Source organism: Marivita sp. (genome assembly GCF_051251565.1).
Lineage (GTDB): Bacteria > Pseudomonadota > Alphaproteobacteria > Rhodobacterales > Rhodobacteraceae > Marivita.
This window is the reverse complement of record NZ_JBPOFB010000005.1, coordinates 14,191-40,807: the sequence shown is the minus strand read 5'-3', so window position 1 is coordinate 40,807 and position 26,617 is coordinate 14,191. Positions and strand designations below refer to the sequence as shown.

General features: G+C 59.8%; 20 protein-coding genes, 1 tRNA gene and 1 pseudogene. 12 read left to right on the top strand and 10 right to left on the bottom strand.

Translation table 11 applies throughout. The features are described 5' to 3' along the window. Nucleotides 1-96 precede the first annotated feature (96 nt). The gene (locus ACSHXH_RS08480) at nucleotides 97-1,191 is read right to left on the bottom strand and encodes a Hint domain-containing protein (RefSeq protein WP_435671354.1); all 1,095 of its coding nucleotides are present in this window, start codon (nucleotides 1,189-1,191) and stop codon (nucleotides 97-99) included. 236 nt (nucleotides 1,192-1,427) lie between these two features. Between ACSHXH_RS08480 and ACSHXH_RS08475 the strand changes: the two genes are divergently transcribed. The 3 genes from ACSHXH_RS08475 (at nucleotide 1,428) to ACSHXH_RS08465 (ending at nucleotide 3,574) form a co-directional block, all read left to right on the top strand. Beyond that, complete coding sequence (locus ACSHXH_RS08475; protein WP_435671353.1) at nucleotides 1,428-1,883, top strand: Lrp/AsnC family transcriptional regulator; 456 nt, start codon at nucleotides 1,428-1,430, stop codon at nucleotides 1,881-1,883. Nucleotides 1,884-1,893: 10 nt separating this feature from the next. After that, nucleotides 1,894-2,352, top strand: coding sequence for an Lrp/AsnC family transcriptional regulator (locus ACSHXH_RS08470; RefSeq protein ID WP_435671352.1), 459 nt, complete (start codon nucleotides 1,894-1,896; stop codon nucleotides 2,350-2,352). A 97-nt stretch (nucleotides 2,353-2,449) separates the two neighbouring features. Beyond that, nucleotides 2,450-3,574: an aminotransferase class V-fold PLP-dependent enzyme gene (locus ACSHXH_RS08465; protein WP_435671351.1), complete on the top strand. Its 1,125-nt coding sequence runs from the start codon at nucleotides 2,450-2,452 to the stop codon at nucleotides 3,572-3,574. A 170-nt stretch (nucleotides 3,575-3,744) separates the two neighbouring features. Here ACSHXH_RS08465 and ACSHXH_RS08460 read toward each other — a convergent pair whose 3' ends face one another. Beyond that, complete coding sequence (locus ACSHXH_RS08460) at nucleotides 3,745-4,377, bottom strand: DnaJ domain-containing protein (protein ID WP_435671350.1); 633 nt, start codon at nucleotides 4,375-4,377, stop codon at nucleotides 3,745-3,747. Between the two features lie 75 nt (nucleotides 4,378-4,452). On the opposite strand from ACSHXH_RS08460, the gene ACSHXH_RS08455 reads away from it, so the two are divergent. After that, nucleotides 4,453-4,710, top strand: a complete 258-nt coding sequence (locus tag ACSHXH_RS08455) for a BolA family protein (protein ID WP_435671349.1) — start codon at nucleotides 4,453-4,455, stop codon at nucleotides 4,708-4,710. A 39-nt stretch (nucleotides 4,711-4,749) separates the two neighbouring features. Here the strand turns inward: ACSHXH_RS08455 and ACSHXH_RS08450 are convergent, their stop codons facing one another. The 3 genes from ACSHXH_RS08450 to ACSHXH_RS08440 all read right to left on the bottom strand — a co-directional run bounded on the left by ACSHXH_RS08450 (nucleotide 4,750) and on the right by ACSHXH_RS08440 (nucleotide 8,150). Beyond that, nucleotides 4,750-5,130, bottom strand: a complete 381-nt coding sequence (locus ACSHXH_RS08450; protein ID WP_435671348.1) for a DUF4177 domain-containing protein — start codon at nucleotides 5,128-5,130, stop codon at nucleotides 4,750-4,752. A 143-nt stretch (nucleotides 5,131-5,273) separates the two neighbouring features. After that, nucleotides 5,274-6,788: an Asp-tRNA(Asn)/Glu-tRNA(Gln) amidotransferase subunit GatB gene (gene gatB / locus ACSHXH_RS08445; protein WP_435671347.1), complete on the bottom strand. Its 1,515-nt coding sequence runs from the start codon at nucleotides 6,786-6,788 to the stop codon at nucleotides 5,274-5,276. A gap of 84 nt (nucleotides 6,789-6,872) precedes the next feature. Next, nucleotides 6,873-8,150 (bottom strand): hypothetical protein, encoded by a 1,278-nt coding sequence (locus ACSHXH_RS08440; RefSeq protein ID WP_435671346.1) that lies wholly within the window; start codon nucleotides 8,148-8,150, stop codon nucleotides 6,873-6,875. A gap of 168 nt (nucleotides 8,151-8,318) precedes the next feature. Here ACSHXH_RS08440 and ACSHXH_RS08435 point away from each other — a divergent pair, with 168 nt between their 5' ends. After that, entirely contained in the window at nucleotides 8,319-9,038 is a 720-nt protein-coding gene (locus ACSHXH_RS08435; protein WP_435671345.1) for a transglycosylase SLT domain-containing protein, read from the top strand. Here the strand turns inward: ACSHXH_RS08435 and ACSHXH_RS08430 are convergent. Together ACSHXH_RS08430 and pepN are read right to left on the bottom strand one after the other, a co-directional pair. After that, entirely contained in the window at nucleotides 9,035-9,895 is an 861-nt protein-coding gene (locus ACSHXH_RS08430) for a 1-acyl-sn-glycerol-3-phosphate acyltransferase (RefSeq protein ID WP_435671344.1), read from the bottom strand. The two genes, ACSHXH_RS08435 and ACSHXH_RS08430, sit on opposite strands and share 4 nt — an antisense overlap. A gap of 196 nt (nucleotides 9,896-10,091) precedes the next feature. Continuing rightward, nucleotides 10,092-12,641, bottom strand: a complete 2,550-nt coding sequence (gene pepN / locus ACSHXH_RS08425; protein ID WP_435671343.1) for an aminopeptidase N — start codon at nucleotides 12,639-12,641, stop codon at nucleotides 10,092-10,094. Between the two features lie 178 nt (nucleotides 12,642-12,819). Here pepN and ACSHXH_RS08420 point away from each other — a divergent pair, with 178 nt between their 5' ends. From ACSHXH_RS08420 to ACSHXH_RS08405, 4 genes are all read left to right on the top strand, one after another. Next, nucleotides 12,820-14,349 carry an FAD-binding domain-containing protein gene (locus ACSHXH_RS08420; protein WP_435671342.1) on the top strand — a complete coding sequence of 510 codons (1,530 nt, stop codon included), beginning with the start codon at nucleotides 12,820-12,822 and terminating at the stop codon, nucleotides 14,347-14,349. Further along, entirely contained in the window at nucleotides 14,349-14,498 is a 150-nt protein-coding gene (locus ACSHXH_RS08415; protein ID WP_435671341.1) for a DUF2256 domain-containing protein, read from the top strand. Before ACSHXH_RS08420 ends, ACSHXH_RS08415 begins: the two co-directional genes overlap by 1 nt. 201 nt (nucleotides 14,499-14,699) lie before the next feature. Further along, nucleotides 14,700-16,847: a malate synthase G gene (locus ACSHXH_RS08410; RefSeq protein WP_435671340.1), complete on the top strand. Its 2,148-nt coding sequence runs from the start codon at nucleotides 14,700-14,702 to the stop codon at nucleotides 16,845-16,847. 277 nt (nucleotides 16,848-17,124) lie between these two features. Continuing rightward, nucleotides 17,125-17,201, top strand: a tRNA-Arg gene (locus ACSHXH_RS08405). A gap of 1,025 nt (nucleotides 17,202-18,226) precedes the next feature. Here ACSHXH_RS08405 and ACSHXH_RS08400 read toward each other — a convergent pair. Next, nucleotides 18,227-18,412 carry a helix-turn-helix domain-containing protein gene (locus ACSHXH_RS08400; RefSeq protein ID WP_435671339.1) on the bottom strand — a complete coding sequence of 62 codons (186 nt, stop codon included), beginning with the start codon at nucleotides 18,410-18,412 and terminating at the stop codon, nucleotides 18,227-18,229. Between the two features lie 605 nt (nucleotides 18,413-19,017). On the opposite strand from ACSHXH_RS08400, the gene ACSHXH_RS08395 reads away from it, so the two are divergent. Continuing rightward, complete coding sequence (locus ACSHXH_RS08395; RefSeq protein ID WP_435671338.1) at nucleotides 19,018-19,719, top strand: BON domain-containing protein; 702 nt, start codon at nucleotides 19,018-19,020, stop codon at nucleotides 19,717-19,719. A 676-nt stretch (nucleotides 19,720-20,395) separates the two neighbouring features. Continuing rightward, nucleotides 20,396-22,399: pseudogene (locus tag ACSHXH_RS08390) on the top strand (protein-L-isoaspartate(D-aspartate) O-methyltransferase). A 24-nt stretch (nucleotides 22,400-22,423) separates the two neighbouring features. Here the strand turns inward: ACSHXH_RS08390 and ACSHXH_RS08385 are convergent. Together ACSHXH_RS08385 and groL are read right to left on the bottom strand one after the other, a co-directional pair. Continuing rightward, nucleotides 22,424-23,356 (bottom strand): DNA-binding protein, encoded by a 933-nt coding sequence (locus tag ACSHXH_RS08385; RefSeq protein ID WP_435671337.1) that lies wholly within the window; start codon nucleotides 23,354-23,356, stop codon nucleotides 22,424-22,426. Then, nucleotides 23,349-24,974 (bottom strand): chaperonin GroEL, encoded by a 1,626-nt coding sequence (gene groL, locus ACSHXH_RS08380; RefSeq protein ID WP_435671336.1) that lies wholly within the window; start codon nucleotides 24,972-24,974, stop codon nucleotides 23,349-23,351. Before groL ends, ACSHXH_RS08385 begins: the two co-directional genes overlap by 8 nt. Before the next feature lie 567 nt (nucleotides 24,975-25,541). Here groL and ACSHXH_RS08375 point away from each other — a divergent pair. Beyond that, the gene (locus ACSHXH_RS08375; protein WP_435671335.1) at nucleotides 25,542-26,558 is read left to right on the top strand and encodes a universal stress protein; all 1,017 of its coding nucleotides are present in this window, start codon (nucleotides 25,542-25,544) and stop codon (nucleotides 26,556-26,558) included. Nucleotides 26,559-26,617: the final 59 nt, after the last annotated feature.

Here is a 26,617-nt window from a genome sequence, read left to right as displayed (position 1 = left end):
CAATGTGCCGTCAAATTTATTGCAATTTTCAATATGTTTGCTGACGTCATGCAAAAATTTGACATTTTGCGAGAAAATCATGCGTAATTTGTTCCGTCATGCAGCGCACAGCTGCACAGAGTGAAGTGCGCACCCTGTCGCACCGCGCATCAGTGACTGTGTTTCCCGCACAGTCAGCCCGAGATAGCTCAGCTCTATGCCGTCATCGGCCAGTGACGGGAATATCGCGTATAGCTCAGCGAGCGCGTCGGGATCCAAAATGTTCCGGGCCATGGCTCCGGTAAAAAGGCTTTCTGTAGCGATTCCTTCAGAAAACACCATTCGGTGCGTATCAAGGAGGATGTGGTAATAGTCGGCCCGCGCCATCGGAACCGACCGGATTGGGCCGCCATTTACCAAAGCTTTGGCTGGCACCAGCACCTCTGGCTGACCGAACCACAACTCCGCCAAGGGGGACCGCAGCAACACCCGGTGATTGGGCGACAGGTACAAATCGCGTCGATTGCCCAGCGCCCCGGCAGCGATGCACACAGGCGCAAGCCGACCAAACCCGCATACTTTGCCATGGCCAATCCAACGGATCGGCTCATATCCGTGATCCAATGTCAGAACAGACTGGCCTTCGGTCAGAGTTTCGACCGGGCAGGGGCCTTGCGCCGTTTCGATCATCGTGCCCGCCAGAAAACACACCGCCGCCGTCGGAATGGGGACCGATTGGCCACTGCCGCCATAGCTCGACACACCCTGAATATAACGCAGCGTAGTGCCCGCAGATGGCGCAGGCCCGTCAAAGGTGACACCCACCACGGTGGTCGAATAGCCTTGTGTGATCGACACGCCCACCATGCGATAGGCTGTGCCCGCCCCATCAAAAAGCGTGACCTCGTATTCGTTTTCGACCGTCACGGGCTGCGGGTTGCGCCACCGCACCGTCTCGCTGCTTGGGGTATAGGTTACGCCGTTGATCGTCACCGGCGCGGTCAGCTGCTGATCTACGACGGTTGCCCCGGAATAGGGGTCATCCGTCAGTATGCCATCACTGTCATTGAAGGTGAGGCCGACCATCGGTCCGGAAAAGGTCAGGCTGAGGTTACTGGGATTCTCCCAACTGAACGCATCACCGTTCAGCGCCGCGCCGATGACATCGCCCTGATTTGTCGCACCGCCGCCCAGATCCCGGGTGATCGTCACCGTGCTTTTGGCAAAAATGTATATCGTTCGCTCGGCCACGTCCTGCACCTGCCGTGGGCGCTGCTTTTTTCGCGCGCCCTTACGTCAAGTGTATGAAATCCCCCACCAGGTTTCAAAGGCTTTTGTGTGACGCGGCGTGTGGTTCCGCATCATGTTGCATTCCGCGCAGCCATTTGACCAATGATCCGATATTTGCGAGAAATACATGCCCATAATGATACAGAGTCGTAGAATTCATGCTCGACGATACTGACAAACGCATCCTGCGCCGATTCCAGACCGACCCGACCCTGCCCATCGCCGAGCTTGCGCATCTTGCTGGGGTGTCCACGGCGACCTGCGCGCGGCGTCTGCAACGGATGCGCGAGGCAGGTATCCTCCGCGCCGTCACCACGGTCATAGATTGGGCAGCCCTCGGCTACAGCGTAGAAGTTTCGCTGCGAGTCCAGCTTGACAAGACCCAGCCGCGCGCTTTCGATGAATTCCTCGCTGCTGCCCGCTCTGTCCCCGAGGTGATCGAGGCGCAAACCTTTCTTGGGCAAGTCGATGCGCGCCTGTCCGTGATCGCCCGTGACATGCCGCATTACCAGCAGGTCTACCGGGACAAGCTGCTGACCCTGCCGCATATCGCTGATGTCGAAGCGCTGATGCATGTCGCCCGCGTCAAGTTCGACGAAACATTACCCATATAGGGGCCCCGCCGTGATCGACCTTGACGACACCGACCGTGCCATGATCCGCGCCGTGGCCGCAGATGCGCTTATCAGTGCAGGCGCATTGGGCCGCCAATTTGGCCTCAGCCAGCCCGCTGCGTGGCGCAGGCTCAAACGTCTCAAGGACGCAGGTGTCTTTCGGGGCCACCGGCTCGACCTTGATGCGCAAGCGCTTGGGTTTGGCGTCACGGTCTTTCTGGGGATCAAGCTTGCCACCAAAGGCCGCGTCAGTCTTGAAGATTTCGAACGTGCCGTCACAGCAATCCCCGAAGTGCAAACCGTCGAGCATGTGCTTGGCTCGTATGATTACCGCCTCCGGGTGGTGGCACGGGACATTGCCGATTTCGAACGCGTTCTGCGCCGACGCATCATGACGCTGCCCGGGGTGGGCAATATTGACGCCAATGTCCTGCTTTCCGAAGAGCGCCTTCCGGGTCCGATCGGCTAAGTTCGAACGTGGCTTTCCGTGTCGGTACACCAAAGTAGACTTTGCCATACCGCGCCCCAGCGGTTACCCCGGTGCAAACGCTCAGGGAGGCACGCCAATGGCTTTGCTCGACACAGTTGACCCCACAGGTCTTGATGAATTCTCGGTTGTTTTCACCGACCGGTCGCTCAATCACATGTCCGTCAGCTTCCAAAAAGTGATGACCGATATCTCGGGCATGCTGAAAGAGGTCTATCAGGCCGATGCGGTGGTGCTTGTGCCCGGTGGCGGCAGCTACGGGATGGAGGCGGTCGCACGTCAGTTCGGGCAGGGGGCCAAGACCCTGATCGTGCGCAATGGCTGGTTCTCGTATCGCTGGACGCAGATTTTCGATGCGGGCCAGTTTGGTGGCGACACAGTGGTGATCAAGGCCCGCCAAACCGGGAACGCAGCGTGGGCTCCGTTCGCGCCTGCACCCATCGAGGACGTGACCGCCCGCATTCGCGCCGAAAAACCCGACATCGTTTTTGCGCCGCATGTGGAAACCAGCGCAGGCATCATCCTGCCTGACGACTACGTGACCGCGCTTGCCGCTGCCGCCCACGAAGTTGGCGCTCTGATGGTGCTTGATTGTATCGCGTCCGGCTGTGCGTGGGTCGATATGAAAGCGACAGGCGTCGACGTGCTGATCTCTGCCCCGCAAAAAGGCTGGTCTGCGACCCCCTGCGCGGGCCTCGTGATGCTGTCGGATCGAGCGGTTGCCCGGATGCAGGACACCACGTCGAACAGCTTTGCCACCGACCTCAAGAAATGGCACCAGATCATGCTGGCTTATGAGGGTGGAGGCCACGCCTATCATGCGACCATGCCCACTGACGGCCTAAAGGCGTTCCGCGATACCATGCTGGAAACGCAGGCATACGGTTTTGACAAACTCAAAGACGCGCAATGGGCGCTGGGCAATGCTGTGCGCGCCGATCTGAAAGCGCGTGGCATCCAGTCCGTTGCGGCAGACGGGTTCGGCGCGCCGGGCGTGGTTGTCAGCTACACGAAAGACCCCGAAATCCAATCTGGCCGCGCCTTTGCCGCGCGCGGCATGCAAATCGCGGCCGGAGTGCCGCTGCAATGCGATGAGCCGCCCGAATTCAGCACCTTCCGGCTTGGCTTGTTTGGCCTCGACAAGCTTTATGACGTGGATGCCACCGTCGCGCGCCTAAAACGGGTTCTTGACGACGTGCTTTGACCCAAAGACACATCCAGCCAAGTTTTGGCCACGGGCATATATGAAAAAAGAAGAAGCCGGGGACAGCGCGCCATCCCCGGCTTTTTCTTTTTGAAAATACGCAAAACCAGATTTGGTCGGGTCAGCACGCAGAGGGTGGGCAGATCTGTCCGCCACATCCCGCTGATCCGCTACTTGAAATTCCGACTGTCCTTGATCTGATCCCAGGCCCAGACCACCAGCTGCAACTGTTCTTCCTGCGATCGGTCGCCGCCGTTCATGTCCGGGTGCAACACCTTGATCAACGCCTTGTAGGACTTGCGCACTTCCGCCTTGGTCCAGCTGTCTTTGCCCTCAAGGATCTCAATCGCCCGGCGTTCTGTGGGCGGCAATCGTTTGTTAAAGCCCGCCGAGCTGCCGGCCTTTCCGGGGTTGCGCGTTGCGTTGTTGCCAAGCACCTGATGCGGGTCCTCAATCCCCAATCGGGCCCAGGCCTTGGCCTCGGGATCGCGCCAGTCCTTGGTGTTGCGTTCCCACACCTTGTCCGAGGACGCCTGCGCGTTCATCTCGGCCTCGGTCTTTCCGTCAAAGAAATTCCACTTATTGTTGTATTCGCGCACATGCTCTTGGCAGAACCAGAAAAAGTCATCAAGCACGTCCGGCGCTTTTGGCGCACGGAACTTGCCCGCTTCCTCACAGCCCTCATGGTCACAGATGCGCACCGACGTTTCGGATGCGCCCGACATACCCCGTCGGCCCCGGGGGTTCTTCTTTTTTGCCGACTTGATCGACATATCGAAACCGAATGGATCTGATTTGCTCATTGCCTGCCCTTTTCGACTCGGAGGCAACAGTCTAGACCATAACGCGACAGAGGTAAGGTGCAGGACGCGAAAAAAATGACGAGAACCGAACAGATTGAAACACGATTGCGCGCAGCCCTTGCTCCGCGGGAACTCACAGTGCGCGATGACAGCGAAGCGCATCGTGGCCATTCCGGATTTCAAGAAGGCGGCGAGAGCCATTTTCACGTGATCCTGCGCTCGGACGCCTTTGCCGGACAGTCCCGCATCAGCCGTCACCGCATGGTGCACAGCGCTTTGGGGCCAGAGCTGGTCGCGGCCATTCACGCGCTGTCGATGGATCTCGACACGTAAGCTACATCTTTTCGGGTGGGCAACCTTGCCCACCACCGCTCAGGCAGGCCGCGTTTCCTCAAGGCCCTCTTCGAACTCGATTTTGGTGGCAGGGGTTTGCGCAGCGTCTGAGGCCGTCTCGGCGACATCAGCCTGGGCCGCCGTCAACATCGGTTCAACCCGCGCCTGTGCCGTGTCCGATGCAGGGGGGGTGACAAGTGCACGACGAAAAACCAGCAGAGTCCGCCAATGCGTCTCTGATCCGGTCAGCCCAACCCGCTCTTCCGATGGCAGGACGTCTGAACGCAGGTATTCCCAACCATCCGCCGCCAGCGCATTGATCGCCGCTTCAACCCCAAGCGCAAACCGCGCCTCAGGTGCTTTGACGCCTTTGGTCTTGATCCCCTTTACCGGGGCTGGAACCACCTTGTATTCAAACATGCAACACGCCTCACAACTGAACCGTCGCCCTCATACCCAAGCGTACGGCCCGAGACCAGCCCCGTAGGATAGGCACGCCCTGTCCAACACACGCGTGCCGCCAAAAAGGCAAGAACTGGTATCGGCCTAGCGTCAGCCCAACGTCAAAGCCCGAGCTTTGACGTCACGATCTGGTTGACCGCCGCAGGGTTGGCCTTGCCGCCTGTGGCTTTCATGACCTGACCCACAAACCAACCCGCAAGTTTCTGGTTTTGCTGGGCTTTTTCCACCTGCGCCGGGTTGGCCGCGATGATTTCGTCCACTGCCGCCTCAATCGCGCCAGTGTCCGTCACCTGGGTCATGCCGCGCGCCTCCACGATCGCGGCCGGGTCGCCGCCTTCGGTATAGACGATCTCAAACAGGTCTTTCGCGATCTTGCCCGAGATATCGCCGTTCTTGATAAGCGCAATGATGCCAGCCAGTTGCACCGGTGACACCGGGCTTTGCGTAATGTCGTGGTCTTCTTTCTTGAGCCGTCCGAACAATTCGTTGATCACCCAGTTCGCGGCCAGCTTGCCGTCGCCACAGGCAGACACAACGCTTTCGAAATAGGCCGCGTTCGCAGTGTCCGCCGTCAGCACGTCCGCGTCATATTCGGACAGGCCGAAATCTTTGACAAAGCGCGCTTTTTTCGCGTCTGGCAGCTCGGGCAGGGACGCGGCAATCTCGTCAACCCATGCCTGCTCGATCTCAAGCGGTAGCAAATCGGGGCAGGGGAAGTAGCGGTAATCATGCGCCTCTTCTTTGGACCGCATGGACCGAGTTTCGTTCTTGTCAGGGTCGTAGAGCCGCGTTTCCTGATCAATCGTTCCGCCCGCTTCCAGAATGCCGATCTGACGGCGCGCTTCAAAATCAATCGCCATCTGGATGAACCGCATGGAGTTCATGTTCTTGATTTCGCAGCGGGTGCCGAGATGGGAAAAATCCTGCGTTTCCTGATATTTTTCGTATTGACCGGGGCGGCACACCGACACATTCACATCCGCCCGCAAGCTGCCGTTTTGCATGTTGCCATCACAGGTTCCAAGATAGCGCAGGATCTGGCGCAGCTTGACCACATAAGCCGCCGCTTCCTCGGGGCCGCGAATGTCGGGGCGGCTGACGATTTCCATGAGCGCCACACCGGTCCGGTTGAGATCGACAAACGACATTGTCGGGTCCATGTCGTGGATCGACTTGCCCGCGTCCTGCTCGATATGGATGCGTTCGATCCGCACCAGCCGCGCGATGCCCGGCTCCATGTCCACGATCACTTCGCCTTCGCCCACGATGGGGTGGTAAAGCTGGCTGATCTGGTAGCCTTGTGGCAGGTCGGGGTAGAAATAATTCTTGCGATCAAAGGCGCTGACAAGGTTGATCTGCGCCTTCAGGCCCAGCCCAGTGCGCACTGCCTGTTCGACGCAAAACTCGTTGATGACCGGCAACATGCCCGGCATGGCGGCATCCACGAAGGCGACGTTGGAATTGGGTTCCGCGCCAAATTGCGTCGATGCCCCGGAAAACAGCTTGGCTTTCGTGGCGATCTGGGCGTGGACCTCCATCCCGATCACCAGTTCCCAGTCGTGCTTGGCCCCGGCGATCACCTTGGGTTTCGGGGTCTCAAAACTCAGGTCCAACATGGCTCATCCTCTCGGGCATTAACGCCGCGTGGAATACGCCAGAGGGGGGCAGGGGGCAAGGGGGCGGTGTGCGGTTTTGGGAACCTATGCGTCATCCGCCAAAGGTGCGGTCAGTGGCGCAAGTCCGCGGGCGTGGCGGGTCAATGCCGCCGAGGCCCGTTGACGCCCCTTTGCAAGCCGGTCCTGATCGTCAAGCCGCGATGCCCAAACGCCTTTGGCCGCATACCACACACGCGGATGCACCTCGGTCAGGTGATCGGTCACGATCCAGTCGAAACAGGCCGCAATCTGCTTGCGCGCATCAAGGTTGACGCCATTTGTGATCAGCGCGGTGCCGGTATAGGCGGCAAAGACATTGGCGGTGTGCTGGTCGCTTTGGCGGGTCAGGATATCGCGCAGGCCACTGCAAAACAGCTCGGCATCCAGCAGGGCAAAAGCGTCGTCATCGACGCTCAGCGCATCAAGGTAGGTCCAGGTATAGCCGCCCGCACCCCAGATATCCGCGGTACGCTCCATCGTGCGACGCGCCTCGTGGTCCAGCCGTTCATAGCTGCCGAACCAGCGCGGCAACATATGATTGCCAAGCGCGCGCATGTATTTGGCAATGCCAGGGGCCAAATCAATCAGGTCTTCGTAATCATCGCTGGCCCGGATGCGGGGGCGCGTTTCGGATGACAGCAGCGCACAGCGCACAGCGGCAAGCATGGGGGAATCAAGTTCAAATGCGTCATAGCGGTCGATAAGGGCACCGGCAGATTTGAAGTGGCGGAAAAAGGCGGCGCGGTGGGCTGCGGGAATATCCTGCCGCCAGCCTTCGCCGCGCCATGCCCAACCAATGTCGATATGCGCGGTGGCCACCACATAGGCGACACCGTGATCAAAATTGGTCTCGTCCAACACCAGCTGCATGTCGTTCGTGATCGACACCGCACCAAGCTCGTCCCCCAATGACACCGCCCGTGTGGCCGCCGTCACCGCATCGGCGCGCGCACCCTCGGCAAGAATATCAGCTTCTGGCACACCGCCCGGTGTGGTCGCGCGGTTGACATCGGCGGTGCGGATGCGGTCACCCAGCGTGCCCCATGCGTCCTGCCGTGCAAGATACAGACCCGCCTCGAACAAGGCATCGTGAAGGTCTTCTTCCTCGCTGGTCTTGAGGAAAGGAATGTCTGGTTTTGGCACCAATGGCATGGCTTCGATATGCAAAACAGAAGTGGACAACGCACCGGGATACGAGGCGCTTCGGGCTTTGCGGATCAAGGTGGTCAGGTTGTCCAGAACAGGCATTTGGCAGGCTTTCGGTTTGTCCGGTACAGTGGCCGGACGGGCAGGGCTGTTGCCAAGGATGTAGCGGGAAATCATGTCTCAAATCTGGCGTCAAAACGATCTTGCAAGGGTATTCCGGGGGCGTCGTGAGGGTGGGGGCCACGGGTCGGCCAGCCGGCCAAGCGTGCGCGATTTCCCGCGCAGTCTGCGCCCGCGATGTGCTTTTTCTTGATTTCGGGCGAAAATTCGGAAAGACACCATGCGATGTCGCGCTGGGGGATCATAGGCGTGGCGGTGTTTGTGCTTGGCCTTGCCGGTTCTGTTTCTGCGACACCTGCCACAATAGTTGACGGATCGTCAACGAACGCGGTCGCCGTGTCCTTGCGCCCGGTTGCGCGAACCTACACACCCCTTCCCGATATGCGTTGGAGCCACCGGAGCGAGGCTGACCGCTGGTCGCGCGCCGCCCTGACCGCGTTGCGCAGCCACGCCAGCGTGCTGCCCCGGACGGTGCCCCAGGATATCGGTGACTGGTGCCCGGCCTATGTCACCAACGATTCATCAGGGCGCGAAGCGTTCTGGATCGGGTTGTTGTCGACGCTTGCCAAACACGAAAGCACTTATCAGCCCAAGGCGGTCGGTGGCGGCGGCAAATGGTACGGCCTTTTGCAAATCCTGCCCGCCACGGCGCGCGGCTATCGCTGCAATGCCACCTCTCGCGATGCGCTCAAGAATGGAGCGGCCAACCTGCAATGCGCTTTGCGTATCATGGCCGTGACCGTGCCGCGCGATGGTGTTGTGTCCCACGGCATGCGCGGCGTTGCGGCAGACTGGGGCCCGTTTCACAGCGGTTCCAAGCGCGCCGACATGATGAAATGGACCCGGTCGCAGCCTTATTGCGCAGGTCTGTCGCGGTCGTTGCGCCCTGTCGCACGGCCTGTGCGCGCCCTGTGGGACGGCGTTGTGTCGACGCAAGGGTACTAGGCGCGCCGGAGGGGAAACCGCGACGCTGCCAAAAGCGACACACCTTGTTTTTGCGGCTCTCCAAGCGCAAGGGTTGCCCGGCGCAACAGCGCGATCCCGTCTTCCGAATTCTCTGGCAGCGCCTTGGGGGATATTGGCTCTCCGACTTTGATCTCAAAGGGTTGGCGGTTTTTGTTTAGTGTTTCGTGGAACAGCGTGATGTCCCGCAGCGTCGGATGGATTGCGTCGAACAGGTAAAACAAGGCCGAGTTGCGCGCCTGAAGGTGCACAGGGATCACTGGAAGGTTGAATTTTCGCGCAAGCATCGCCGCCGATGCCATCCAAGGCCGTTCATGAAGCCGAAACCCGCGCCGCTTGGCCAGACGTCCGGACGGGAAAATGACGCCAAGCCGACTTTCTTCGACCGCCTTGCGCGCAAAGATCATCGTCTCGCGGGTTTTGCCATGGCTGCGCCTGTCCTTGCGCCATTCCACCGGCGCGATCCTGTCGCCCATCTGCGGCAGTACCCTGAGAATGTCGTGGTTCGCAAAGTAATACGCGTCCGGCCGGATCGACCGCAGCAGCGCGTGCAGGATGATCCCATCGGCAATCCCCGTTGGGTGGTTGGCCACGATCAGCGCGGCACCATGTCGGGGCACATGGCCTTGACCCGACATGATCACATCGCGGGCAAGCCGGTCTGCCATGATATCCATGATCGACCCCGAGGATAGGTGTTCCATCTCTTGGCCAAGTTCGACCGTCCGGTCATATCCAAGCAATCGGTTCAATGCTGGACGTGCCAACGCAGCGACCAGCGTGGGGCGATACAACCACGGCGCGCGGTCTTCTATCAAAGGGTCGATCCGGTCTTTCATATGGCGTCTCCTGCCAGAGCGGCGTGACAATGGCGTGACAACCGCAGGACATTTGGCACAGATGGGCAAGCCAAAAATCCCGCAGGTTGTCTGATGCGCGATGTCATGCCGCTTGGTCTGTAACGCAGGCACTGCGCTGCCGGTTCCCAACACGGGTTTGGGTGCGCGGGCGCATGACCGCCCAAACCCAATGGCGTCACCCCAGAATACGGCTGACCATTTCATCGGTGTCGCGGCTGAGGTTCGGCTTGGCCTTGATCCGCTGCAATTGCGCCTGGATCAGAGCTTGTCGATCCGTGTCATAGCGTTTCCACGTCTGGAACACCGAACACATCCGCGCGGTGGTTTGCGGGTTCTTGTCATCCAGTTTGATCAGCCAATCGGCAAGAAATGTATAGCCGGCACCATCCTTGCGGTGAAAGCCGGCATGGTTCATCGCAAACCCACCCATCACGGCGCGAAAGCGGTTGGGGTTGCCCATGTCAAAGGCGGGGTGTTTCACCAAGGTCTTGGCCACATCCACGGCGGCATCGGGTTTGGCCATGCCAACCTGAAGCCCGAACCATTTGTCCATGACAAGACGGTCGTCTTTCCACTGATCCTCAAACGCGCCAAGCGCGGTGTCACCGATCCCGGCGGCAATCAGCTGTGACAGGGCTGACAATTGCAATGTCATGTTGTCGGCGCTGTTGTATTGCGCCTGCGCCGCCGCGCCGCCATCCAGCCGGGTGTGCAGTGCCAAAAACGATGATCCCAAGGCGCGTTTGCCCGATTGATCCGCGTCAGGCGCATAGGGAACAGTCACCGCAACCGAAGCGCGCAACTCTGGCAGAAATCCCTGCCATGCCTTGGCCATATGGCTGCGCAAATCCTCGGATGCCTGCCAGATCGCGTCGGGGTCAGGCACGGTGCCCAGCTCGAACACAACCTGTGCCGTCTCTGACTGGGTTGGCAAAGACAGCATCAGCGCGCGGAAGGCCGGATCAAGCGTGTCGTCACGGACCACACGTTCCAAGCCGTCCAGCCATGCGGTATCCGGTGCGGCCCTTTCGCGGATCATAGCCACCAGACAATCGCGCGCCAGGTTGCGGTTCGCCTCCCAGCGGTTGAACGCATCGGTGTCATGCGCCAGCAGGAACGCCCGTTCTTCGCGGCTCACCTCGCGGTCGAGCACAACAGGGGCCGAAAATCCGCGCAGGATCGACGGCACCGGTTTGCTGGACAGCCCGTCGAAGGCAAAGCTTTGGGTGGCTTGTGTCATTTCCAGCACTGTTGTCGGCACAACTTCGTCGCCGTTAGGATTGAGCAATCCAATCGCAATCGGGATGACCTTGGGGTCTTTGATGTCCTGCCCTGGCGTGGGCGGGGTGTGTTGCGCAAAGTTCAGGGTATAGACCCCGTTCGCCCATTCCTCAGACACATTGAGGCGGGGGGTGCCGGATTGGGAATACCACAGTTTGAACTGCGCAAGGTCGCGGCCCGTCGCATCCTCGAACACGGAAAGCCAATCTTCGATGGTGCAGGCCTGACCATCATGGCGGTCAAAATACAGATCAACAGCGCGTGTATAAGCATCATCCCCCACAAGCGTTTTCAGCATGCCAATCACTTCGGCACCCTTTTCGTAGATCGTAGCGGTGTAGAAATTGTTAATTTCCTGAAAACTTTCTGGCCGCACCGGGTGGCTTAGCGGGCCTTGATCTTCGGGGAACTGACGCGCGCGCAGGTCGATAACATCGCTGATGCGCTTGACCGGCTCAGACCGCATATCAGCGGTAAATTGCGCGTCACGAAACACGGTCAGACCCTCTTTCAGACAGAGCTGAAACCAGTCTCGGCAGGTGATGCGGTTCCCGGTCCAGTTGTGGAAATACTCATGGGCAATAATCGCTTCAATTCTTTCGAAATTTCCATCGGTGCTGGTCTCGGGCGAGGCCAGAACGCAGGATGAATTGAAGACGTTCAGCCCCTTGTTTTCCATCGCGCCCATGTTGAAATCATCCACTGCAACGATGTTGAAGATGTCGAGATCGTATTCACGACCATACACCTTTTCGTCCCAAGCCATTGATTTCTTTAGCGATTCCATCCCGAAAGCGCATTTGTCCTCGTCCCCCGGACGCACCCAGATGTTCAACTCAACCGCTTTGCCCGAAAGGGTTGTAAAGCTGTCGGGGTGGTTCACCAGATCCCCCGCCACCAGGGCAAAAAGATAGGCCGGTTTCGGCCATGGATCGTGCCATTCGGCCCAGCCATCGCCGCGGCCTACGGGATTGCCATTGGATAGCTTTACCTTTTCTTCACCCTCGACACGTACCGTAAAAATGCTCATGACGTCTGGGCGGTCCGGATAATAGGTGATTTTGCGAAAGCCTTCGGCTTCGCATTGGGTACAATACATGCCGTTTGACATGTAAAGCCCCTCAAGTGCGGTGTTGGTTTGTGGGCTGATCTCGACTTCGGACTCCCATGTGAACGGACCGTCTGGCACGTCGCAGCGCAGGCCGTCCTCGGCCAGAATGGGGGAAGCATCGGTGCCGTTGATCTTGGCCCATTTCAGGTCAAGGTCTTCGCCATGCAGGAAAAACGCCCGATCCGTCGCATCCGGGTTGGGCACAAACGCGATCTTGCTGATCACCCGTGTTGCTGTAGGGGCCAGCCGAAAAGTCAGATGCACGCTTTGCACGGTAAAACCAAAGGGCGTGTAATCCTTGAGGTAGATCGTCTGGGGGGCGGCATCTTTCATCGGGAAGCTCCGGTATGGGTCATTTTGGGCATGACGTATTGTCTAAGCCGGGTTTGGGAAGAAGGGAAACGGGTAGCGGTCGCGTGGGGCCGTCGATCATATTCATTTGGCGCGGTGCCCAATTGTCTTTGCGCTACATGCTCTGGTCATGCGCGTCGCGCCCCCTAGCTTGCGAACCATGACAACATTGCTTTGGTTCAAACGCGATCTGCGCATTCATGACCATCCGGCGCTTGCCTTGGCCGCGCGGGATATGTTGGTTGTGCCGCTTTATATCGTCGAGCCTGACTATTGGGCGCTTTCCGACACATCCGGTCGCCAGTTTGCATTTCTGCAAGAGTCTCTGGCCGATTTGCAAACTGCCCTGCGCGGTTTGGGCAGCGATCTTGTGATCCGGGTCGGCGACGCGGTTCAGGTGCTCGAGGATATGTACCAAGCGGTCAAATTTGACCACATGGTCAGCCATGAAGAGACTGGCAACGCCTGGACATACACCCGCGACAAACGCGTCGGTGCTTGGGCGCGGGGGCAGGGCGTGCGATGGACTGAACTGCCGCAGTCGGGTGTTGTGCGCCGCCTGCGGGGCCGCGATGGCTGGGCGCGGCAGCGCAATGTCTTTGTCGGTCAGGCGCAGGTGATCGCACCCAAAACACTGCCGCCATGCGCTTTGGCTTCTGATGCAATCCCAAACCTATGCGCGCCAGACCCCTGTCCAAAGCGGCAAACGGGCGGGCGGGACCACGCGCTGTCGGTGCTGGGCGGGTTCCTGACTACCCGTGGGCAGACCTATCGCCGGGCAATGTCGTCGCCGCTTGACGGGGCAACCGCCTGTTCGCGCGTCTCGCCGCATCTGGCGCTCGGCGCTCTCACGATCCGCGAAGTGGTGCAAGCCACAGCCGCGCGCCAGCACGAGGACAAAGGCGGGCCGCGGGATGGGTGGGGCGGCAGCCTCAAGTCGTTCCAGTCCCGTCTCGCATGGCGCGATCACTTCATGCAAAAGCTCGAAGATGAACCGGCGCTCGAAACGCGCTGTTTGCACCGCGCCTATGAAGGGATGCGCCCGCGTCAACCTGATGCCGCGCGCCTGGCCGCGTGGCAAAGTGGCGAAACCGGATTGCCGTTTCTGGATGCGTGCATGCGGTCTTTGCAGGCGACGGGATGGCTCAATTTCCGTATGCGGGCGATGGTTGTCAGCGTGGCAAGCTATCACCTTTGGCTGGATTGGCGCAGCACGGGCCAGCACCTTGCACGCATGTTCACCGATTACGAACCGGGCATTCATTGGAGCCAGATGCAGATGCAGGCGGGCACGACGGGTATCAACACGCCGCGCATCTACAACCCGATCAAGCAGGGCACCGATCAGGATCCCACGGGCGCGTTCACCCGCCATTGGCTGCCCGAATTGGCAGACGTGCCAGACCGGCATCTGCAAACGCCGTGGATGTGGGACGGGGCGGGGCGTGTGCTGGGCAGGGTGTATCCTGATCCGATCATTGACGTGGCCGAGGCCGCACGGGTGGCGCGGGACCGCATTTTCGGGATGCGCCGCAGCGTGGACTGGACGGAAACGCAGCGGGTCATTCACAAACATGCCAGCCGCAAGGATTCGGCCGGGCATTTTGTGAACGACCGCGCGCCCAGAAAACTGACCGCCAAACTGCGCAAGGCCAAGCAGGACGATGCGCAACTGACACTGGATCTTTGATGGCCAAGCAACGCAAGAAATCTGACCTTCCCAGCAAGACTTGCGTGACCTGCGGGTTGCCGTTCACATGGCGCAAGAAGTGGGAAAAGGTTTGGGACGAGGTCAAGTATTGCTCGGACCGGTGTCGGCGTGGAAAGGGCAAGGCGTAAGCCCTGTGCTTGTGTGCACCAATTTTCCCGTTTGTTGAGGGGGTGTGAAATTGCGCACTCTGTCGATATGCGAAACAATGCGTCCGGACTTTCAAATAAATCCAAACATGGCTTTTGGTCAGAAAACCTGACCACCCCTGTTGCGGATCGGAAACTTTCTTTCTAATTGGATGCCAAGGTATACAGCGAGGGACCTGCGACATGACCAGCCGGATCGACCGTCACGGATTGCACATCGACAAGACGCTTTTTGACTTCATCGAAGGGCAGGCGCTGCCCGGCACCGGGGTTGAGGCGGACGCATTTTGGAGCGCGCTGTCGACGCTTGCGCATGAGTATGGACCCAAGAACGCCGCGTTGCTGGCGATCCGCGAAGATGTGCAGGCAAAAATTGATGCGTGGCACATCCGCCACCGCAACCAGCCGCATGACCACGCAGCCTACAAGGCGTTCCTGGCCGAGATCGGTTATCTGCTGCCCGAAAGCGACGATTTCGAGATTGAGACCACCAACACCGACCCCGAATTCGCCAGTGTGCCCGGTCCGCAACTTGTCGTGCCGATCACGAATGCGCGCTACGCGTTGAATGCGGCCAATGCGCGGTGGGGGAGCCTTTATGACGGGTTCTATGGCACTGACGCGATGGGCACCCCTGCGCCCAAAGGTGGGTATGACAAGGGCCGGGGCGCCCGCGTCGTGGCCCGTGCCCGCGTGTTTCTGGACGAGGCCTTCCCGCTAGAAGGTACAAGCCATGCCGATGCACGCCGCTATTATGTGCATGACGGCGCGCTGCTGGTGGATGACATGCCGCTGGCACAGCCTGCGAAATTTATTGGCTACAAGGGTCATCCCAAAGCCCCCGATGCCGTGCTGTTGCGCAACAACGGTCTGCATGTCGAACTGGTCTTTGACCGCACGCATTTCATCGGCAGCCGTGATCAGGCGGGTCTGGCGGATGTACGTCTGGAGAGCGCCGTGTCGGCGATCATGGATTGCGAAGATTCGGTGGCGTGCGTTGATGCGGCCGACAAGACGCTGGCCTATGCCAATTGGCTGGGCCTCATGAAGGGCGACCTGCAAGACAGCTTTGACAAAGGCGGCAAGACCGTCACCCGCGCGTTGAACCCCGATATGACCTACATCGCGCCGGATGGGGGCAGTGTGACCGTCAAGGGCCGGGCGCTGATGCTGGTGCGCAATGTGGGCCACCTGATGACCAACCCGGCGATCCTTCTCAAGGACGGGACCGAGGTTTTTGAAGGTCTGATGGATGCGATGATCACCGCGCTCATTGCCAAGCATGATTTGCAAAAGACCGACGGTCTTCGCAACTCGCATCACGGGTCGGTCTATGTGGTCAAACCCAAGATGCACGGGCCAGACGAGGTGGCGTTCGCCGACGAGACCTTCAGCTTTGTCGAAAAGGCGCTGGGCCTGCCGCACTACACCGTCAAGCTGGGCATCATGGACGAGGAACGGCGCACCAGCGTCAATCTCAAGCAATGTATTCGCGCCGCCAAGCATCGTGTGGCCTTCATCAACACCGGCTTTCTGGACCGCACCGGCGACGAGATCCACACCTCGATGGAAGCCGGGCCGTTCAGCCGCAAGGATTTCATCAAGCGCAAGGCGTGGATCGGCGGTTACGAAAACCGCAATGTGGATATCGGGCTTGAATGTGGTCTGTCCGGCAAGGCGCAGATCGGCAAGGGCATGTGGGCCATGCCCGATATGATGGCCGCGATGCTGGAGCAGAAGATCGAACATCCCAAGGCGGGTGCGAACTGTGCCTGGGTGCCGTCGCCGACTGCTGCCACGCTGCACGCACTGCATTATCACAAGGTCGATGTGTTTGCCGTGCAGGATCGCTTGCGCAAAGGCGGTCGCCGGGCGCATGTGGATACGATCCTTGATATCCCGTTGGCGGCATTCCAGAAATGGTCGAAAGATCAGATCACCCGCGAGGTCGAGAACAACGCCCAGGGCATCCTTGGGTATGTGGTGCGCTGGGTCGATCAGGGGGTGGGCTGTTCCAAGGTGCCGGACATGAACAATGTCGGCCTGATGGAAGACCGCGCCACCTGCCGGATCTCCGCCCAGCACATCGCCAACTGGCTGCACCATGATATCGTGTCGAAAGACGACGTGATGGAAATCATGCAGCGGATGGCGGCTGTGGTGGACGGCCAGAACGCGGGCGATGCGGCCTACACGCCGATGGCTCCGGGCTTTGACACCATCGCGTTCAAAGCGGCGTGCGATCTGGTTTTCGAAGGCCGCGTGCAGCCCTCGGGCTACACAGAGCCGGTCTTGCACAAGCGCCGGTTGGAGCTAAAAGCGGCGCAGTAAGGCGCTCTGCGTCCACGCATCAAGGCCCGGCGAAAACACACCCGCCGGGCGACTTTTGCGTTTGCGCCGCCAAACCCTTGTGTGTAGAGAGACGTCAGGCACCTGTAGCTCAGCTGGATAGAGCGCTGCCCTCCGAAGGCAGATGTCAAGTCCGGCGATGGCTGGTGGTGTTGGAAGAAAGAAGTGACTAAACAACGGTTTGAGCGAATGTCGGGTTCGCTTTTCATGCCGACGAAAATCTCGCGTAAGCATGGCGTAAGCAACTCGCGAACGGTATGCACCCGTAGCTCAGCTGGATAGAGCGCTGCCCTCCGAAGGCAGAGGCCAGAGGTTCGAATCCTCTCGGGTGCGCCAAAAAACACTATAACTCAATAACTTACTCTTCCGCGCATTTGTGGGCCTAGTGCTTACGTGGGAAAGTCGCGTAAGCAGTGCAATCTCGACAGTCAGCTGAAGTTGCATCGATAACCCATCGAATCCTTAGCGCGTGCTCCTGGTCGAAGGCGTGTGACTCCAGCGTTCCTGCTTGCATCGCCTTCTTTCATCTCGCCAAGTATCGCGTCGAGAAAGACGCAGCTGCTGGTTCCGGCAAGCACAGCAGGGATATGGCGGCGGACGACAGTTTCGTGTGCACTGTGTGTGCAACGTGTCGTCGTAGAGGGGCAAATTCTGGCACACTGCGCCGTAATCTAGCGTAGTCATATTCGCCGCCAGCATTTTGCCAAATGAAGAATATCTACTGTAAAACAATACGTTGGAATGAGAGGCGGCCCAATGATGGATTGGAGGGATTAATATTTATTATCAATAAGATGATGGGTATTGTGTGCGCTAAATGTGCGATACCAAGTCGGCCTCTAGCGCGCTCTTTCGGGTATTCTGCGGTCTACTGATGTGATCCGAATGCGGCTCATTTGCGCGATCTAAGCGCTCACTTCACTAAAGAACTCCTAAAGGGTCGGCCCCCATTATTCGGAGATGTGGCGAACCACTTTTGGGTGGGATTAGTGCCGGTTTGGACCCAGTCGAATAAGAACCGGACGAATTGCCCTCCGGGCCGCAGACAGAGCCGCCCAAACCTGAGGTCATTGATGCAAGGGCGAAGGCGGAAGCGGCTCACGCCGCGCGCCGCTCAAAGGTGACCAGACGCGCGGGTGTGTTGGATGATCGGTTGTTTCGCTGCCCAGAAGGTTGGTGGCATAGACTGGCTCTGATCGAGGCTGCAAACCTCCGCTGGCTCTCAGGCGTTCAGATGAGTCTTGATCGTCTGGTGCTTTGGATATCCATGCGTTTGTCAGATGCGCATGATGATCCCAATGCATTAGCCGGATTGGGTGAGTGCTTGTCGCCTGACAGTTGATGCGGGCCCAATGGCCGATTCAGCAGTCTTCCAGGGCTGTGGCGATCCTGGGAACATCAAGGATCTTTCCGAGCGCTTCTAGGCCGCGTGCAAGATGCGTTCGCACTGTCTTCCGATCACAGCCGACCTTCCGCGCAATCGCGGAAATGCTGAGACCCTGTTTCTTCAAATCGTGGATCAAGGCGATCTCCCTCAGTCCTTTCACCTGCCTGCCCCTCGCACTCACGACTGGGAAATTGTCAAACGGCTGTTCTGGGCTTTTTACATCCGGCGGTTACAGAAGCGCGCCATGGGCGAGGCAGGGAAGTTGCGCGCCGGAGGCGTGCCTGCCGATCGACTTGGGTGCCGGTTCGAAGGGATGGATAGCGCCGCTTTGACGGCGATGGGTCATCTGGATCAGATCGGCGCAAAGTCTAAGTGTGCGGAAACCCAGACGCCATCTTTGCCCGGCCGCACGCCGCGTGCCTTGCGCAGTGCGCTGGCTGCATGGCCCGTGGTGTCGACATCTATGGCAGAAACACTTACTGGCGCTAGGCGGGCTGCGGTTCAGCGCGATTTGGCTTGGAGGGATGCATGCAAACTGATCCGGGAGGTGACTGCTCAAAAGCCCGTTTGGGAATTGGAGCGCAACCACATAGTTCGGTTCAGGAAAATCTCGTGTTCCCGATGCCTGCAGTAATTCATGTCCAAGATGAAAGGAGCTGCCAGGCGGGATAGTCGCGTGTTCTGGGTTCGAGTACCCACTGATCTGGACAGATCAGGTCCTCGTCCAGCGCCTTTCGGAACGGTCGTTGCGAGCCGTCAATGCCAATGAAAGTCCGCAAAAATACAATCCTCGACATGGTTTGCATGATGGAGGAAGAAATGACTGATAAACAACTACGACTGGACATCATCGACGAGCTTGATTTCGAGCCAAGCATCGATGCTGCCGATATCGGCGTGGCAGTCGATCAGGGTGTCGTGACGCTGACAGGGCATGTCCGCAGCTACAGCGACAAGATCACGACGCTGGATATCGTTGAAAACGTCGTGGGCGTTCGTGCGATCGCCGACGAAATCGAAGTCCGACCAATTGGCGCTCATATCACCGACGACGATGAGATCGCAAAACGCGTCGCAGACTCGCTGAAGTGGAACACCTCGGTACCGGAAGACAAAATCCATGTCACCGTCGCCAAGGGCCGGGTCACCCTCGAGGGCGAGGTGGAATGGCGGTATCAGGCTGATGCCGCGGCGCGTACCATCGGTCGGCTGACGGGTGTCACCGGTATAAACAACCATCTCAAGGTCCAGCCGTCAGTAAAGGCTTCGGACGTATCGGAGCGAATCAAGAAGACTCTCGTGCGCGATGCTGAACTCGATGCCTCGGGAATCCGCGTGGCGGTTCATGACGGGACCGTAACGCTTGAGGGCAAGGTCCGTTATCTGGGCGAACGCAGGAGCGCGGAGCGCGCGGCGTGGGCGGCCCCCGGCGTGACGAACGTGATCGATCACCTGGCGGTGCGGTGACCGCTTAATCTCAAACTGGACGGCGCAGCTGCTTGCCTGGTCATCAGAATCCTGAAAGCAGATTATCACCCAGATAGGCATTGGGTCCAGTTCATGCGCTCATCCGATGTTCGAGGATTGGGCGAGGAATGTGAGCGTAGCCGGTGGGTCATCTCGGAGAACGGACCACGCCACCATCCGCGCATTCCGGCCAGACGGAGCAGCGCTTCACCCAGGATATGAGCCTGCTTCGACATGTGCTTGTCTAGACGGTCGCTCGCAAGCATAGCGGGGCGGATCTGTTGACTGCGATCAATGCGTGAGCGCGCGCGCTTAATGCAGGTTTGTGACGGAATTGACAAAGAGAAATAACCGTCATGGCGATACAATCTGAAAATTTTGAACAAAAGGTCGCAACGCCCGCGGTTGGCGGTGAACCTTCTGAGCCGGTGCCAACCGAAGAACCGGCGGCACCGCCAAAGGAGACGCCAGAGACTCCACCGGAGGAGTATCCCGAACCGCCGGGCGAAATTCCGCCTCAAACGCCCCCGGATGTGGTGCCCTTGCCCGGCGAAGTGCCACCCGCTCCGCCGCCGGAGATTCCGTAAGAGGGCTGAACCGTATTGATCGCCGGGCATCTGTGGTCCCGGCCCCGCTACAAATCCCCCACCAGGGAGATCTCGAAAGGAGGCATAACATGCCCGGCTACGATGCCCGTCGCAAGGAAATGGTCGAACGCCAGATCAGGGCGCGCGGGGTGCGCGACTCGCTGGTTCTGGATGCGATGGGACGCGTGCCGCGCGAGCATTTCGTGCCCGACCACCTGAGAGATCAGGCGTATCGCGACGGTCCCCTGCCCATCGATGCCGGTCAAACCATCTCGCAGCCCTATATTGTGGCCTATATGGTTGAGGCGCTGGCGCTTAATGGCGGCGAAAAGGTGCTCGAGATCGGCGCGGGTTCGGGCTATGCCGCTGCCGTTCTGGCCGAGATCGCGGGCGAGGTCTTTGCCATCGAACGCCACGGAACACTGGCCGCGAGGGCCACGGCGGCGCTACAGGACGCAGGTTATACGAATGTCCACATCTTTCACGGGGACGGCACCCGGGGCTGGCAGGACGAGGCCCCGTTCGATGCGATTCTTGTGTCAGCCGGAGCACCCTTCGTGCCTGAGACTCTCAAGTCCCAGTTGGCCAGGGGCGGACGGATGGTCGTACCCGTGGGCAGCGACCCGCGCGCCCAGGAATTGGTCCGCGTCACGCGGCGCGGCAAGGGACAATTCGACCGCGAGGATCTGGCCGATGTGCGTTTCGTGCCCCTGATCGGCGAACAGGGCTGGGAAGGCGAGACGGAGGAGGCGCACACGGCACCACCGCGCCTGATCCAGCACCGTCCACGCCAGACGGAAGACTTGCCGAGGCTCATTCGGACCTTCGCCGAGCCATTCCAGGAGGTGGAGAACGCACCGCTCGACTTGATGATGGAGCGTATTGGAGATGCCCGCGTGGTGCTGATTGGCGAGGCGAGCCACGGCACGTCCGAGTTTTACCGGATACGCGCGCTCATTACGAAAAGGTTGATTGAGGAAAAGGGCTTTACGATTGTTGCCGCCGAGGCCGACTGGCCTGATGCCGCCCGCATCGACCATTATGTGCGCCACCGTGAGACACCGTCTTCGGAATGGCAGGCTTTCGCTCGCTTCCCCACGTGGATGTGGCGCAACGAGGAGGTTCGTGCCTTTGCCGATTGGCTGCACGAGTGGAACGCACCACGCGCTCCGCTGACGCGCGTCGGCTTTTATGGTCTGGACCTCTACAGCCTGTTCAACTCGACACTGGCAATCATCGACTATCTGGAAGATGTTGACCCCGATCTCGCCCGGATCGCCCGCCACCGGTACGGCTGCCTCAGCCCATGGGAGGCCGATCCGGCGGCTTATGGCCACGCGGCCCTCACTGGCGCGTATCGCAACTGCGAGGACGATGTGACCGCGATGCTCATTGATCTGATGCGAAAACGTCAGGAATATGTTCTGAACGATGGCGAGCGATTTCTGGACGCGGCACAAAACGCCGCGTTGGTGGCGAATGCCGAAAAATATTACCGGATCATGTATTACGGCTCGCGCGCATCTTGGAATCTTCGCGATGATCACATGTACGAAACCCTCCTGAACGTCATGGAATTCCACGGAGAAGGTGCACGGGCGGTGGTCTGGGCACATAATTCCCATATCGGCGATGCTCGGGCGACCGAAATGTCACGCCGGGGCGAGCGGAACCTGGGCTAGCTTTGCGCAGGCGGGTTTGACCGCGAAAGCTACCGGATCGGAATGGGCACCGATCGTGGGACCGTTGCTGCGGCGAGCAACTGGAACGGGCCGATGGAGGTCAAGCAGATTACGCCGTCGCATCTTCAAAGCTACGAGCGGCAGTTCCAACTATCCGGTCTCCCGGGCCTCATCCTGCCGCTGCGCGCAGGATCCGGGAGCGACATTGCCAAGGAGCTCTCGAAACCCCGTCTGGAACGCGCCATCGGCGTAATCTATCGCCCCGAGACCGAGCTTGCCAGCCATTATTTCGAAGCCGAGCTTCCTCGCCAGTTCGACGAATACATCTGGGTCGATGAAACCAGCGCGGTGGTGCCGCTGGCGACCGGACAAACCAAGGGCTTGCCCGATACCTACCCGTTCGGGACATGAACAGAGTGCTGCCCCCTGAACGCGTTACCCCGTTTCAAGGGGTGGCGTGTTCTTGACAGCAGCAGTGACGCCGGTCGGGGATGTCGCGTAGTGCTGTCTGCATTCCTCCTCACGACCGCGGACGACACGTATTCCGGCCAACGAACCCGTCCGTTCGGTCACAACGGTGCGGCGACCCTCGGGCCCGTCTGCGTCTTGGAAATAGATTACGACCCAATCGCGTGTGCGATCGAGTTCATGCGCTCGCGCCGTGTTCGAGTACAATACGGTCAGATGCCAGTCACCGCGCCGGGCGTGCATGATCGGCAGCCACGCCTCGCCGGTCGGATTGAAGCGTTTCGGCGCTATGCGCCGTAAATCTCCGGCTGCGGCCTTGGCGCGGTAGAGAGCGTCTGCATCCAGCAGAAGTGAAACCGGTGGCTCATCACCACCATGGGCCATCGTAGTCTCGCGGCGATGTCGCTCCAATCTTTGACCCAGCACCGCCAGAATGGCCGCCCGCCGCCTTGGCCCGATGCCGGGGACAGGTTTTTCGCCGAGACGAAGCGCTGCTTCCAGATCTTCCAGCGTTTCGATGTCCAGCGTATTGACCAGGCGGCTGGCAAGTTTCTCGCCGATGCCGGGAATGGAACCGAACAGGGCTTCTGGCGTCAGGCTGCCTTTCAGGCGGTCGAGCTGTTGCCAGTGCCCGGTTGTCAACATCTCAACGATCGCAGCGGCGATGCCCCAACCGACCCCGCGCAACGCGACGAGCGCTTTTGCACCGCCCGTTTCAAAAACGTTGCGGAGGGAATCTGAGAGCGCCTCGATTTCGCGGGCGGCGGTGCGGTAGGCCTTGATCCGGAACCCATCGTCGCCCTGAGCCTCCAACAGGTCTGCGTATTCGTTCAAACGTGCAGCAATCAACTTGTTTTGCGTCGGCACAAGCGGCATGTCGGCTGCTGCGCGATCAGGCATAGGCGTCGAGCGCCTGACGCGCGGGTTTGTCGTCGTCTTCCGACACCTCAACCATCGTCGCTTCGGTCAGAAGTAGCGTACCGGCAACGGACACCGCGTTTTCGAGGGCGATGCGGACAACCTTTGTCGGGTCGAGGATACCGGCCTCCAGCAAATCAGTGTAGATGTTTCGCGCCGCATCGAACCCCCATGCGCCGGCCCCCTTCTTCATTTCGGCAAGCACGACACCTCCATCCATGGCCGAGTTCTCCGCAATCTGTAGGGCAGGCGCCCCGAGAGCTCGGGCGAGGCAAAGCACGCCTGTCCGGCGGTTGCCTTCCATCTCCTTTGCCACTGTCTCGACGGTTTCGATCACGCGGACAAGCGCGAGGCCACCACCGGGCACGACGCCTTCCTCGACCGCGGCCTTCGTGGCATTGATTGCATCGTCCAGCGCCTCCTTGCGCGACTTCAACTCCGCCTCTGTCGCAGCACCTGCCCGAATGACCGCCACGCCTCCGGACAGTTTCGCAAGACGTTCGCTAAGTTTCTCACGATCGTAGTCCGATGTGCTTTCGTCGATCTGCAGCTTGATCTGCGCGATCCGGGCCTTGATCTCGGCCGGGTCGCCGGCTCCGCCGACAATGGTTGTCGAATCCCTGTCGACACGAACGGATGTTGCCCGCCCCAAGTCATCAAGGGTGAGTTTTTCGATGTCGACCCCGAGGTCGGACGAAACAAGGCGACAGCCTGTCAGCGCCGCAATATCCTCCAGCATGGCGCGCCGCCTGTCGCCGAAACCCGGCGCCTTCACGGCAATAACCTTGAGTGTCCCGCGCAGTCTGTTGACCACAAGTGTCGCAAGCGCCTCGTCGTCCAGATCGTCGGCCACGATGAGCAGCGCGCGACCTGCCTGCATCACCGATTCGAGAAGCGGCACCAGCGGTCGCAGCCCGCTAAGCTTCTTCTCGTGCAGCAGGATCGCGGGATCCTCGAGTTGTGCCGTCAATGCCTCGGAATCAGTAACAAAATAGGGAGAGATGTAGCCGCGGTCGAATTGCAGCCCCTCGACGACCTCAAGCACCGTTTCGGTCGTGCGGGATTCTTCGACCATGATGGCGCCGTCGTCACCGACTTTCTCCATCGCATCGGCGACAAGCTCGCCGATCGTCTGATCGCCATGCGCGGAAATCGAGGCGACCTGGCTTTTCTCCTTGCGGGACTGCACCGGTCGGGACAAGTCGCGCAGAGCCGCCACGGCGGCGTTTAGGGCCTCCTCGAACCCGCGCCTGATTTCCACCCCCGTAGCGCCAGCAGCCACGTTCCGCACACCTTCCGAGAACAGTGAATGTGCGATGAGTGTCGAGGTCGTGGTTCCATCGCCCACGGCATCACCAGTCCTCTCTGCCGCCTGGCGCAGCAGTTGCGCGCCCATATCTTCTTCGCGTTCCTTGAGCCGGAACTCCTTGGCAATGGTGACCCCGTCGTCACAAACAATTGGTGCGCCGAAGCTCTTCTGGATAAGAACGGACTTGGACCTCGGACCGAGGGTAATACGGACGGCATCCGCCAGAGCCCCGGTACCCTTCAGGAGCGATTCGCGGGCTTCTGATCGAAACAGCAGCTTTTTGTAGGCCATCACTGCCTCCATCGAATTTGTCTCGTGCCAATTTGGTGCCGCAGTATCTTACTGTCGATGATGGCGGTCAATGGGCCGACGTTTTGCCAGGTAGGATACCTCTGCAGGCCGCATCCGGTGACGCAACCTCGGGTGTAGCGGGTTATCTATCAATAAGCACGGCGGCAACCGACTGGTCGCCGCCGTTCTCTACCCACCCACCATTTACACAACCGGTTTGCTGCCCGAACTTCGTGTCGTCGAAGGCAGATGAACTATGTTCGCGAGTTGCGCTCCAAGACGCACACACCGAGTATCCAACTCGCCCGCCGACACGATCTGACTCGACAACGGGTTCGGGCGAAACATTACAGCAACTTGTGCACTCGCTACGTTTACCGTTCTAAACGCAGCCAAAACCGCTTCATTGACCGCTATCAATGACATCAAACCGCTTTGATCGCGTTATGGCAGTGTCAGGCACAAGGCGAGCCAATTGCGCCCTGTCAATGGACGCCACGCCTGTGCGGATAGCAAGTAAGCCCACGCCTTGTGCAACAACTTTGCGTCCCGTGAACAGGAGGTACCATGACTGAAATTCATTCCGGGTCGGCCATAGCGGACCGACCACCTGGGAAAGGGAACAAAGCTCGCCTGTTCAACCATGTGATGGCTTGCGTCGACCGGTCCCCAGATGCCGCGCCCATACTGGAACAAGCCGTTTTGCTGGCCAATCAGACGGGGGCTGACCTGACAGCCATGCGAGTCGTGCCCGCCGGGCCGTCCAGGGTTCAGTGCGCCGATCCCGTCGACTGGGAATTGACCAGACGCTATGAGACTGCCGATCTCCTGCGAATGTCCGACATGGCCGGGGCAACCACCGACATACGTGCGATCGTGGCTTGCGGTTCCGCCGCACGGTGCATCCACGACGAGGCACTCCGATGCGATGTAGATCTTCTGGTCTTGGGCGCAGGGGCTTTCGGGACCCCGAGCCGATGGGGCCTGGGAGGGACGGCAAGGCACCTTGCAGAAATCTTTCACGGATCGGTTCTGATTGTTCCAGACGAAATCGCTGGTGAGCTTCCCAGGACCCGCCGCATCATAGTGCCGATGGACGGATCACCGCCTTCGGAGGCCGCGCTTCGCTTTGCCGCCGCGATTGCGCGGGTCCGCGCGGCAGAACTCGTCATTCTTCACGCGGCTTCGCCTGTCGAGGCGCTCGGCGCTGGACGGACAGAAAAGGGAGATGGGGCGCTCGGGCGCGAACTCAAGCAGGAGGCGGCTCGCACTGTCGAAGACCGGCTCGAGCGTTTGCGTCGCTTGCTCCCGGCCCACAAGCACGGCAACCGGGTCCGTCAACTCAGCGGCGATGAGCCACGCAGGGCTCTGATGAAGGCTATTTGCGAGGAACGAGGCGAGCTCGTGGTGCTTTCGGCCCGCGGGCTGGGAAATGACCCCGATCTGCCTATCGGAAGCACTGCGGAATATCTTCTCTCCCGTGCCGTGACACCGGTCCTGCTGATCCGGAACGCGGAGATGAGCAATCATCGTGCTGGCGGTGCGGCACCGAGAAGGTCGGCCGTCTTGCGGCAAGCGACGTGACGGAGCCGTATTCGCCATTGCACGAACCTGTCCTCGCTGCGTCCGAAAATCAAGAACAG